The sequence below is a fragment of the Streptomyces sp. NPDC001880 genome (assembly GCF_053594575.1).
The window spans coordinates 21,339-33,637 of the sequence record NZ_JBSFET010000067.1 but is presented as its reverse complement, the minus strand read 5'-3'; the positions used below and the strand labels follow the sequence as shown (position 1 = coordinate 33,637).

The window sequence follows — 12,299 nt, the reverse complement described above, 5'->3', positions numbered from 1 at the left end:
CGTCCTCCAGCAGGGCGCCCAGACCGGCCCCGGCGCAGGCAACGTCCTCCAGCAGGGCGCCCAGACCGGCCCCGGCGCAGGCAACGTCCTCCAGCAGGGCGCCCAGACCGGCCCCGGCGCAGGCAACGTCCTCCAGCAAGGTGCCCAGACCGGCCCCGGCGCAGGCAACGTCCTCCAGCAAGGTGCCCAGACCGGCGGTGGCTTCGGCGGCGGCGACGTGCTCCAGCAGGGCGCACAGACGTGACCTCTGTCGCGTGCTGACCACGCCAAACCTGCCGACCAAACTCGGTAGCGCGAACCCGCCACTGGACAGTGGCGGGTTTCGCCATTCGAGTCCGGCCACGCTACGACGTAAACCTTCAGCCCGGGGGATCCGTCACCGGGGGCGCGACCGCTGCAGTTCGGAAATCAACTGGCGCAGCCGCGGTGTGGGTCGGAGTCCCAGCTCGTCGCGGAGCTGCTGCTCGTAGCGTTCGAAGTCGTACAGCGCCTCGGACCGATTGTCCTCCGCCAGGTGGGCTCGGATCAGCGAAGCCTGACTGCTCTCACGCAGCGGATCCGCTTGGACGGCCGCACGGGCGGCCGTCACGGCCCAGGCGAATTCCTTCGTGTCGATGAAAGCACCCGTGAGTGCCTCAAGGGCGTGGAGTCGAAGTTGCCGCCATTGCTCCGCCTCCGGCAACATCCACTCGTCGTACCAGCCGGGCAGCAATTCGGCGGACAACTGGTCGACGGCCGCCGCATTGAGGCCGAGTTTCTCGGCCGGTACATGGGGATCGAGGATTCGCTGGGCCAACGACCGAGCCAGGTACAGGTCGACGGTGACCTCCCGCGCGAGACGCAACTCGGCGGGGCAGATGTTCAGCGCTTGCTTCCCCAGTACCTGGAGGCGTGACAATGCCGACCGCAGGTTCGTGTTGGCACCTTGCTCGGACGCATCGGGCCAAAGGCTCCCGGCGACCAGAGTTCGGGGGACAGCGGCCCGGTAGTTTAGCGCAATGAACGCCAGTAGTCGCTTCGAGCCGACTGGGACGGTCACTGGTTCGTCGCCGACTACGATGTCGAAACCGCCGAGAAGAGAGATGCTCACGGACGGCCCGGACTTGGTGGGCGGCGGAGAGAAAGCGAGATCATATGAGCTCATGGCTTTGTGATCGCGTGGGGGTCGGTCTACCCGGCGCCCGTCGCCTGGCCGCGCCGCCATTGCTGAGGGCCAGCGATCTTTACACCTCCCGCTTAGCCATGCTGCTCTACCTCCCGAGAGTTGTCGAATTGTCCAAATCGGGGCCAAGCATTGGTGCCATTCGGCCGAGATTCCGCTGTTATGGCGCACGGGTCGTACCGGCGGACGGTGGCCACGGTCGCCGTGCTTGCCGACAGCGGCGGCGCAGGACGCGGAGTCCTTCGTGAGCGCGACGAACGGCGGGAGCGGGAAGCGCGGAGCGGTCGGGTTCAGCGGGCGGCAACTGCGCTGAGACGGCGGCCCGTTGCGCCGCACACGGAGTGGCCGGGGTGACCATCGCACGATTCGCTCGTTCTGCTGAACGTGCGTCCACTGCCAGAAAGTACCTTCCGCGGCCACCCCCGCCGGCGGGGAGCAGGCCGGGGCGGCGCTCGTCGAGCACTACCCGCGGCTGGTCCGGCTCGGCCATGGGCGTCAAAAAGTCGCCGCACGTGTCTGTTGGCTCGACCTGCCCCTCAGTGCATTGACCGCATGTCACACACGCAGTCGGCGCCGTTCGTGTCGGAGCGGACGCCTCTCAAGGCCCGCAAGGTCTCCTTCTCCTGGGAGAAGACTCCTCTGCACTGGGTGCCGGGGGACGACAGGGCCGATGCCTGCCCGGTCCGGAGCGGCGGGGCCGGGGCCGTGCGCAGACCCTCCCCCGCCGCTCCACTCGGTACGCTGTCCACCATGACGACCGGGGTGCGGCGCAGGATGGGCGTCGAGGAGCGCAGACAGCAATTGATCGGTGTCGCACTGGAGTTGTTCAGTCACCGCACCCCGGACGAGGTGTCGATCGACGAGATCGCGGCGGCCGCGGGGATCTCACGGCCCTTGGTCTACCACTACTTCCCGGGCAAGCAGAGCCTGTACGAGGCCGCGCTGCGACGGGCGGCCGACGAGTTGGCGGCCCGGTTCGTGGAACCCCGCGAAGGCCCGCTCGGGACCCGGCTGTTGAGGGTGATGCGCCGGTTCTTCGACTTCGTCGACGAGCACGGGCCCGGCTTCTCGGCGCTGATGCGGGGCGGGCCCGCGGTGGGGTCCTCGACCGCGAACGCGATGATCGACGGGGTGCGGCAGGCCGCCTGCGAGCAGATCCTGGCCCATCTGGGGGTCGAGAATCCCCCGGCGCGGCTGGAGCTGGTCGTGCGGTCGTGGGTGTCGCTGGCCGAGTCGACGGCGCTGATCTGGCTGGACGGGCGGCGGATTCCGCGCGAGGAGCTGGAGTTGCAGCTGGTGCACGACTTCGCCGCGCTGGCGGCGGTGAGTGCCGCGTACAACACGGAGATGGCGGGCATCGTGCTGCGGGTACTCGGCCAGGAGCCGGCGGACGGGCCGTTCGGCGAGCTGATGGACCGGCTCTCCGCCCTGGCCCCCGCCGTACCGGCCGTTCCCCCGCAGCGGCTGCCGTAGGGCGTGTCTCGAAAGTCCCGCCTGGCCGGGAACGTCCGGCACTCCCCCAAGCTCTCAACTTCGCTCGAGCAGGGGAGACCCCATCGCTCGCCGCGTTGTCGGTCGTCGGCGCAGCCCGCTGCGCTCTTTTCTCTTCTCTCCGTCTTGCGATCGCACGCACCGGACGCTCTCGACCCCGCCCTCCGGGCGGACGACGCCACTTTCGAAACACGCCCTGGGCGGCTCCGGGGGCGTGGCCGGCTCGCGCTAAATGAGCAGCTCGCCCTGGAGTGCGGCGGCCAGGCCCACTTCCGCGTTGTCCGTCCGGCCCCGTTCGAAGGCCCGCTGGTAGGCCGCGTCGCCGACGGCCTCGCGGGCCTGGCGTTCGCATGCCTCGCGCAGCGGTGCCAGCTCCGGGGTGCCGCGTTGCGGCTGGCCGACCATGCGCCAGTACACCTGTCCCGTGCCGTACACCCGGGCGGCGCGGGCGCCCGCGCCCTGGGCGGCCATCGCCGCGGCCAGGATGTCCAGGCCCAGCGCGATGCCGAAGCTGTCGCGCATGCGGTGCTTGCCCGCGAGCATCGAGCGGGCGTGGGCGGCGGAGGTCTTGGCGTCGCCCCGGAGCAGGGCGATCAGGGCGAGCTGGTAGTCGACATAGCTGCGGGTCCAGCACTCGTCCTGGGCCTCGCAGACCGCGCGCAGGACCGCGGCCGCCTCCGCGGCCTCGTCCAGCCGGCCGAGCCCGGTCAGGGCGAAGACCGTGATGAGCCGGCACCGCAGCCGGTAGGCCTTCTCCAGCGGGGTGGCGGTGCCGGTCGAGCGCAGGACCCGGTCGACCTCACGCAGGCCCGCCTCGGGACGGCCGGTCATCAGATCGGTGAGACCGCACAGATAGGCGGCGGCGAGGATGCCCTCGTCGGTGCCGTCGCGCGCCGCCTCCCTGGTGCACTCCCGGCCCAGCCGGCGGGCGGCCGGATAGTCGCCCTGGAGCATGACGGTGATGCCCAGCACCCACAGGGCGCGGGTGCGATGGGGGCCCTCGGCCGGTCCCGCGGCCAGGGCGCGCCGGGCGTACTCGCGGGTCTGCGGAAGATGGCCGCAGCAGCACCAGAAGAAGCCGATCCGTCCCGCCATCTCCTGGGCGGCCTCGGCGTCGTGGGCCAACAGGTGGTCGAGGGCGGCGCAGAGGTCGGCATGCACCTCGGCGATGCGGTGGTACCAGCTGATCTGGTCGTCGCCGGTCCAGCCGGCGTGGGCCTTGCGGGCCAGGCCGAGGAAGCAGGCGGCGTGCCGGTCGGCGGCGGCCCGTTCCTCGCCGAGTTCGGCGAGCCACATCCGTCCGTACTCGCGGATGGTGTCGAGCATGCGGTGCCGTGCGCCGTCCCGGCCGACGACGGACTTGGCGACCAGGCCGTTCAGCGCCCGGGACACCCCGCCCGCGGTGAGCGGTCCCCCGGCGCAGACCTCGCGGGCGGCGGCCTCGTCGAAGTCGCCGCGCAGGACGGTCAGTCGGGCCCAGAGCAGCCGTTCCAGCGGGGTGCACAGCTCATGGCTCCAGCCGATGGCGGTGCGCAGGGTGCGGTGGCGCGGCGGCCGGAGCGAGGCGTCGGCGGGTACGTCGAAGCGGGATCTGATCCGTGCGGCGACCTGCTCGACGGTGCCCCGGCCGAGGGCTCCCGCCGCGAGTTCGATGGCGAGCGGAATGCCTTCGAAGCGGCGGCAGATCTCGGCGGCGGCCTCCGCGTTGCCCGGCTCGTCGAGGGCGAGGCCCGGAGCCACCGCGGCCGCCCGGTCCCGGAACAGCGTCAGCGCGTCGGCCGCGCCCTCGACGGGCAGCGGGTCCACCTCGACGACCTGCTCGCCCCTGATGTCCAGGGGCTGCCGGCTGGTGGCGAGCACGGTGAGGCCGGGGGACGTGGTGAGGATCTCGCCGAGCAGGTGCGCGCAGGCGGAGCGCAGATGCTCGCACGAGTCGAGCACCAGCAGCAGTTCCTTGTCGACCAGCCATTCGCACAGCGCGTCGATGGGCATGCGCAGGGTGTGGTCGGAGAGCCCGACCGCGTCGGAGACGGTCGCGATGAGCAGTCCGTCGTCGTGGAGCGGTGACAGGTCCGCCCACCACGCGCCGTCGCGGTGGGCGGCAGCCGCCTGCCGGGCCGCGCGGACGGCGAGCCTGGTCTTGCCGACGCCGCCGCTGCCGGTGAGCGTGGTCAGCCGGTGCGTGGCGAGTGTGTGCTCCAGCCTGGCAAGTTCCGCTTTCCGTCCGACAAAGCTGCTTGTCTCCTCGGGGATGTTGCTCGCCATGGTCACCGTCGCCGAAACAGGTGGACCGGCCGGTCCCGGCCCCTGGTTCCGGTACGGAGCAGGCATACGAGGACGCCTGGCGTACCGGAAAGGGGCCGGGACCGGCCGGGGGTGGGAGTGCGCGCCGGGGGTGCGGTGCTGCGGCATTCCCCGACGGCTGCTGCCTCCCACCGTAGTCCCGTCATGGCTCAGTTCAGGGCAAACACCGCCGCAGTACGACCCGGGACGGTGAACCTTCCCGAACTCCTCTCGTACGAGGACTTCTTGACAGTAGGATCCGCGCCCGCAGCCTGGACCGGATGCAGTGCGTACTCCTTCCCCGCCAGCCCGGGTACCGTCTGGGTCTCGGTGTCGGGGGCCGCGTTGAGGACGACCACCAGCTTCCCGAGCCGCATGGTGATCACGCCCGGCTTCTCGTCCTTGCCGGAGAGCGGGAAGGACAGGGCGGACTGCACCTGCTCGGTGGTGGAGAGACCGAAGTCCTGCTCCGTGGAGCGGATGGTGAGCAGGTCCCGGTACGCGGCGGACGCGCCGTCGATCTGCGCGCAGCCGGGGCGGAGTGCGGCGTCGGCCAGCAGCGGCTCGGCGTAGGACCACTTGGTCTCGTTGTCGGCGGCCGGCGGCAGTCCGCGGCCGAAGCCGTTGCCGTCGCGGCAGTCCCAGTGCAGGGCGTTGAACCAGTCGCCGCTGTCGTACGAGTTGCGGTCCAGGGACTTGGAACGCAGCAGGTCGGTGCCCGCCTGGGAGAGCGAGGGCCCCTGCGAGAGGGTGGCCGTCGCCATGGCCAGGACCTGCGCGCGGGCCCGGTCGGCCGCCGAGGTGCCCGCCGGGAGTTTGAAGGCGAGCGCGTCGTAGAGCGACTCGTTGTCGTGGGCGTCCGCGTAGGCGAGGGCGTCGCCGGGGGCGGCGGCGTATCCGGCGGGGGCGCCGTTGTAGTCGACGCCGGAGCCCTTGACCGTGTTCCCGGCGGAGTCGGTGAAGGTGTAGTCGGCGAGGTTGCCGGTGAGTCCGACCTTGATCAGGTCCTGGTAGTGCAGCAGCCGGGCCTTCTGTTCGGCCCGCGTCCCGTTGCCGGCCGAGGTGTTGGGGTCGGTGTAGAGACCGGTGGCGAAGCCCTGCACGCCCGGGTCCTCGTCGAAGGGGCTGCCGCCCCGTACGGCGTCGCGGGCCCGGTCGGAGAAGGTGGCGATGCCGGTGCCGGCCATGTTCTTCTGGGTGGCCTGGACGAAGCGGGCGTCGTCGGCGATCTCGCCGAAGTTCCAGCCCTCCCCGTACAGGATGATCTTCTTCCCGTCGACGCCGTCCTTCGCCGGGGTCAGCGCGTCCAGCGCCTTGCGGACGGCGAGGATGTTGGCCTTGGGGTGGTGGCCCATCAGGTCGAAGCGGAAGCCGTCGACCTTGTACTCCTTGGCCCAGGTGACGACCGATTCGACGACCAGCTTGCCCATCATGGTGTTCTCGGGTGCCGTGTTGGCGCAGCAGGTGGAGGTGGCGACGGTGCCGTCGTCCAGCAGCCGCTGGTAGTAGCCGGGCACGATCCGGTCGAGTACGGACTTGTCGTCCTGGCCGGAGGCGACGGTGTGGTTGTAGACGACGTCCATGACGGTGCGCAGCCCCGCGCCGTTCAGCCCCTGCACCATCTGCCGGAACTCGACGGTGCGCCGGGTGCCGTCCGGGTCGGAGGCGTAGGAGCCCTCCGGGACGGTGTAGTGCAGCGGGTCGTAGCCCCAGTTGAAGCCGTCCTTCGCCGCGGCCTTCGCCACGCAGGCCTGCTGTTCCCCGGAGTCGGGGGCGTACACCGACAGGTCGCAGGCCGGTTTCTGCTGTGCGGACCTCTTCTCGGGAATGGTGCCGATGTCGAAGGCGGGCAGCAGATGGACGTAGGAGGTGCCGGAGTCCGCGAGCCGCTTGAGGTGCTTCATCCCGTCGGAGCCGGTGTCGGTGAGGGCGAGGTACTCGCCGGGGTGCTTCGAAGTGCGGTCCGCGATCGAGAAGTCGCGGATGTGCAGCTCCTGGATCTGGGCGTCGCGCAGCGGCACGGCGGCGGGCTTGCGCAGTCCGGACCAGCCCTTCGGGGCGAGGGCCGGGTCGTCGAGGTCGACGACGAGGCTGCGCGCGGAGTCCGTGGTCAGGGCGGTGGAGTAGGGGTCGGTGACCTTGTTGGTGACCATCCTCCGGACGGTGGGCGCCCAGACGTCCACCACGTAGCGGTAGGGCTTGCCCTTCCACTGCCCCGTGCCCGTGACGGACCAGACGCCCGTGCGGTCGTCGCGCCGCATCGGGACGTTCTTCCCGTCGAGTTCGAGGGCGACGGTACGCGCGGTGGGTGCCCAGACGGACAGGGTGGGGCGGCCGCGGTGGTCGAAGACCGGGCCGAGCGAGGCCCCGGCCGCGTTCTTCCCGTACAGGTCGTCGAGCACGCCCGCGCTCTGCACGCCGGTGGCCGCGAGCAGGGCGCCGTTGGCGGCGCGCTGGGTGGCGATCAGCTGGCCGCGCAGCGCGTCACGGACCCGGTCCCGGTCCCGGACGTCGACGGTGAACGCCGGGTAGTCCTTGAGGTTCGGGTGCTTCGCCTTCTGTGCGTCGGTCAGCGCGGAGGGAGTGAGCCGCAGCCACCGGCCCTCGTCGGAGAGCGCCCCGTCGACGACGGAGATCCCGCCGCGTGGTGCGTACACGAGCTGCTGGCTGGTGGCCCCGGTTGCCTTCACCTTCCATACGACGGTGTCGGCGTCGATCCACCGCGCCTCGGCCCTGCCGAGGTCGGGGGCGGGCACGCCGCCGGCCTGGGGCAGCAGGTAGCCGGGCGTGGCGCCGAGCATCCAGACCTCGTGCCCGTAGGTGGCGATGTCGAGCGACTGGTCGCTGGGGAGGTCCTTCTCGTCACCCTTGTGCAGGATGTAGCTGAGCGAGGTGGCGCCGTCGGTGAGCGGCACCTCGAAGGTGACGCCGGAGGCGTCCTTCTTCACCGGCTGGAGCGGCTCGGCCCAGTCGGTGGGGTCCTTGGCGCCGGTCCAGGTGTGCAGCCCCCAGCCGTCGTAGTCGCCGTCGGGCCGGTAGTAGTGCAGTACGGCCTTGGTGGTGTCCTGCGGCGGGTAGGCGCCGTCGGGGGCCGTGTCGGCCTGGCCGTCCTCGCCCTGCTCGATCCAGACCTGTCCGGTCCTGGCGAGTTCGACGGTTCGCTGCGGCCCGTCGGCGGTGCCGTCCTTCTCGACGGTGTACGGGACGGTGGACGCGCCCTCGTCGAGTTCGAGCCAGGCGAAGGCCCCGTAGGCGTCGCGCCCGGTGAAGCCGGCTGTCGTGTCGCCGGACCTGAGCTTCCAGCCGTCGTAGTCGCCGTCCGCGCGCTTGTAGTGGACCACGGCGTAGTCGCGCTGGACGGCCACCGGCTTCGTTTCGGCCGGGGCCTGTCCCGCGGTGGTCGCGGCGAGGGCGCTCGCGGTGCGGCCGGCGCGGTCGACGACGACCGCCTTGTAGCGCAGCGGCGTTCCGGCCGCCACCTTGTCGTCCAGGTGCTGGGTGACCTTGTACGGGGCGTGGTCGGCCGAACCGAGCGTGACCCACTTGCCGTTGCCGGTCTGTGCGGCGAAGACCACGCGGTTCAGCTGCCCGCCGTCCACGTCGGCGGAGAGCTCCACGGTGCCGGTTGCTCCGGCGGCGGGTGCCTTCAGGGTGATCGAGGGCTTGGTGGCGGGAGCGCCCATCGGCTTGTGGGCGCGCAGCACGAGGCTGGAGAGGGCGGGCACGGTGACGGTGATCTTCTTGTCGGCGCCGCTGCGGATGGTGGCCGAACCGCCGTACAGCGTACGGAAGTCCATGCCGGCCGATGCGGTGGGCAGCTCGACGGTGCTCGGGGCGGCGGCGTTGTTGGCGGCCACGAGGTACTCGTACGGCTTCTCGGGGTCCGTGCGGGAGAAGGCGTGGACGGAGCCCTGTGCGTACCGCTCGGTCTGGACACCGTCGCGCAGCGCCGGGTGCTTCCTGGTGAGTTCGGAGAGCGCGGCAATGTTCCGGTACAGCGGGTGCTTCGTGTCGTAGGCGTCGGCGGCGTGGGTGCGGTCGGTGCCCAGTTCGTCGTCGTCGAGGTAGTCGGCGGTCTTCGAGGCGAACATGGTCTGCCGGGCGTCCCGGTCGCCGCCCGCGCCGGTGAAGCCCTGCTCGTCGCCGTAGTAGACGACGGGGTTCCCGCGGCCGAGGAACATCAGCTCGTTGGCGAGCTCCGCGCGCCGGACGAGTTCCGCATCGCCGGCCTTCGGGTTGTCCTGCTTCAGGAACGCCCCGATGCGGCCCATGTCGTGGTTGCCGAGGAAGGTCACCTGTTCGTAGGCGTTGGCCCTGTCGGTGGTGTAGCGGTAGTCGTCACCGAAGACCGCTGCGAGCTTCGCGGCCGGGGCACCCTGCGAGGCGTACTGGCGTGCCGCCTCCTGGAAGGGGAAGTCGAGCGTGGCGTCGAGCCGGCCCCGGGTGACGTAGGGCGAGGTGACGGCGGTGTCGGCGGAGTAGACCTCGCCGAACATGAAGAAGTCCTCGCGGCCGTGCTCGGCCGCGTAGGTGTCCAGGGCGGTCGCCCACTGGGTCCAGAAGTCCAGGTCTACGTGTTTGACGGTGTCGATCCGGAAGCCGTCGATGCCGAAGTCCCGGACCCACTTCTTATAGATCTTCTCCATGCCGGAGACGACCTCGGGCCGCTCGGTCCACAGGTCGTCCAGCCCTGAGAAGTCGCCGTAGGCGGCGGACTCGCCGGCGAAGGTCGAGTCGCCGCGGTTGTGGTACATCGTCGGGTCGTTGAGCCAGGAGGGGACCTTGGTCCCGGTGTTCTTCGGGGTGTACGGGAACGAGTCCGCGTCCACCTTCGCCAGGCCCTTGGCGTCGTCGAACGGGCGGCCGTCCTTGTCCAGGTACGGGTAGGCGCCCTTCGGCCGGTAGCCGTAGGCCTTCTCGGCGTAGTCGACGGTGTCCGCGGTGTGGTTGGTGATGACGTCGAAGAAGACCTTCATGCCCTTGGCGTGGGCCCTGTCGATCAGCTTCGACAGGTCGGCGTTGGTGCCGAAGTGCGGGTCGACCTGTGTGAAGTCGGTGATCCAGTAGCCGTGGTAGCCGGCCGAGGCGTCCTTCTCCGTGCCCTGGACGGGGCGGTTCTTGAAGATCGGGGCGAGCCAGATGGCGGTGGTGCCGAGGCCCTTGACGTAGTCGAGCCGGTCGGTCAGGCCCTTGAGGTCACCGCCCTGGTAGAAGCCCTTGTCCGTGGGGTCGTAGCCGGTGTCCAGGCGTGAACCGGTGAGCCCGCCGCGGTCGTTGGAGGCGTCTCCGTTCGCGAACCGGTCGGGCATGACGAAGTAGAACTGTTCGCGCGTCAGATCGTGGCGTGCGGGTTCGGCGGCCAGCCGGGCGTCCGAGGGCGGGCCAGGGGGCCTCGGCGCGGCGGACGCGGTTGCCGCCGGGACGACGGGGAGGAGCGCCGCGCAGAGTGCGGCGACGGCTCCACGTCTGAGGGTGGAACGGGACACGGGCTGGGTCTCCTTGTGTGCGGGTGGGGGTTCTCGGGGGTGGGTGGGATGGTCGGGTGCGGGGTGGGGCGGGGCCCGCCAGGGCGTCTCCTCGGACGACGCAGACTCGTCCGGCACCCGCGCGTGAGCCGCTTCATCACTGCGTCGTCCTGCGGGGATCGTCCTGGTACGTCCCCGCCCCCGGTCGCCGCACATCACGGGCCGGGGGCGCCGCGATCGGACGGCGGTGCACCGGGAGGGGACGCATCGGGGCGATCGCCGAAGCGTGAAGCGGCAGGAGCACTGCGTGCGGTGCGTCCGCGTCACCCGAGGAGACGCCCCGATGCGTCCCCGGACCCCGGGTTCCCTGTGGGACCGGTCGTACGGGTCAGCCGGCGGTCGCGCAGGTACGGGCGTTCACCTGGAGCGCCACCGCCGTGTTCGCGCCCAGGGTCGCGGTGAACCGGCCCGAGCCGTTCACCGTGACGCCGTTGCCGGACTGGATGTCGCAGTAGTCACCGGCGGGCAGCGAGGTCTGGAACGTACGGGTCAGCGAGGAGCCCTCGTGGTTGATCGCGACGTACGCCTTGGAGCCGCGGCCGAACGCGATCCGGTCCCCGCCGTCGTCCCACCAGTCGGTGACGGACTCGCCGCGCGCCGTGTTGCGGAAGCCGACCATGGAGGAGATCTCGGGCCAGGCGTGCTGGCACTTCCATCCGTCGCTGTAACAGGCGTTCACCGTTCCGCCGCCCGGCGGGCCCGCGTCCTTGTCGGACCACTCGTAGCCGGAGTGGACATCGGGCGAGCCGTACGGCCAGGCCAGCATGAAGACCTGGGCGAGGGTGTAGGTGGCGCCGTCCTTGTAGTTCAGCGTGTCGCCGCCGCGCTCGGTGTCGTGGTTGTCGACGAAGACCGCGGCCTTCGACGAGGGCATGAAGCCCCAGCCCTCGCCGTAGTTCTTCAGATGGGCGAGGTTCTCGTTGTTGAAGACCTGCTTGAGGCCACGGGCGTAGCGGAATTCCTGGACGTCCCCGGTGCCGGTGTACTCGTCGGGCTGGACGGCCTCGCCCGCGCCGTATATCGCCTCCTGCTTCCAGTGGACGTCCGGGTCGCTCAGCCGTGACTTGATGTCCGCCAGGTCGGCGGCGGGCATGTGCTTGGCCGCGTCGATCCGGAAGCCGTCCACACCCAGGGAACGCAGGTCGTCCAGGTAGGCGGCGATCCGGCCGCGTACCCAGTCCTCGCCGGTGTCCAGGTCGGCGAGGCCGACGAGTTCGCAGTTCTGGACGTTGGCGCGGTCCTGGTAGTTGCTGATCTGCGCGGTGCAGTCGTCCATGTCGGCGGCGGAGTAGACACCGGGGTAGTCGTACTTGGTGTACGAGGAGCCGCCGGTGCCGGTGCCCGATCCGGCCGACATGTGGTTGATGACCGAGTCGGCGACCACCTTGACGCCGGCGCTGTGGCACGTGCTGATCATGTTGGCGAAGGAGGCGCGGTCGCCGAGCCGTCCGGCGATCCGGTAGCTGACGGGCTGGTACGAGGTCCACCACTGGCTGCCCTGTATGTGCTCCTGGGGCGGCGAGACCTGCACGTAGCCGTAGCCGGCCGGGCCGAGCGAATCCGTGCACGCCCTGGCCACGGAGTCGAACTTCCACTCGAAGAGAACGGCGGTGACGTCCTTGTCTCCGGGGGCGGCGGCCTGGGCGGTCGAGGTGGGGGCCACGAGGGCGGCGACGCCTGATGCCAGGGCGAGCGCCGCGGACAGTGGTCTGCGTGCCATGCTTCCTCCTGCTGTGGGGGGAAATGCGGGTGACGGTGCAGCCTCACATGGCAACGCGCCCTGCCTTCAAGGCTCCTGAAGGTTCTTGCTGCAAGAATGCAAACCTTGCCGCGACGCC

General features: G+C 70.6%; 4 protein-coding genes and 2 pseudogenes. 2 read left to right on the top strand and 4 right to left on the bottom strand.

The window, feature by feature from the left end:
• Window positions 1-244 (top strand): annotated as a pseudogene (locus ACWCQ6_RS27135) (hypothetical protein); the annotation flags it as partial.
• Between the two features lie 132 nt (window positions 245-376).
• Here ACWCQ6_RS27135 and ACWCQ6_RS27130 read toward each other — a convergent pair.
• Window positions 377-1,090, bottom strand: a complete 714-nt coding sequence (locus ACWCQ6_RS27130; protein WP_451093461.1) for an AfsR/SARP family transcriptional regulator — start codon at window positions 1,088-1,090, stop codon at window positions 377-379.
• Window positions 1,091-1,912: 822 nt separating this feature from the next.
• Between ACWCQ6_RS27130 and ACWCQ6_RS27125 the strand changes: the two genes are divergently transcribed.
• The gene (locus ACWCQ6_RS27125) at window positions 1,913-2,635 is read left to right on the top strand and encodes a TetR/AcrR family transcriptional regulator (protein ID WP_451093467.1); all 723 of its coding nucleotides are present in this window, start codon (window positions 1,913-1,915) and stop codon (window positions 2,633-2,635) included.
• 246 nt (window positions 2,636-2,881) lie between these two features.
• Here the strand turns inward: ACWCQ6_RS27125 and ACWCQ6_RS27120 are convergent, their stop codons facing one another.
• From ACWCQ6_RS27120 to ACWCQ6_RS27110, 3 genes and pseudogenes are all read right to left on the bottom strand, one after another.
• Complete coding sequence (locus ACWCQ6_RS27120; protein WP_451093459.1) at window positions 2,882-4,918, bottom strand: ATP-binding protein; 2,037 nt, start codon at window positions 4,916-4,918, stop codon at window positions 2,882-2,884.
• A 188-nt stretch (window positions 4,919-5,106) separates the two neighbouring features.
• A complete protein-coding gene (gene pulA / locus ACWCQ6_RS27115) occupies window positions 5,107-10,422 on the bottom strand; it encodes a pullulanase-type alpha-1,6-glucosidase (RefSeq protein WP_451093457.1) in 5,316 nt (1,771 codons plus the stop codon).
• Between the two features lie 370 nt (window positions 10,423-10,792).
• Window positions 10,793-12,181 (bottom strand): annotated as a pseudogene (locus ACWCQ6_RS27110) (alpha-amylase); the annotation flags it as partial.
• Window positions 12,182-12,299 lie beyond the last annotated feature (118 nt).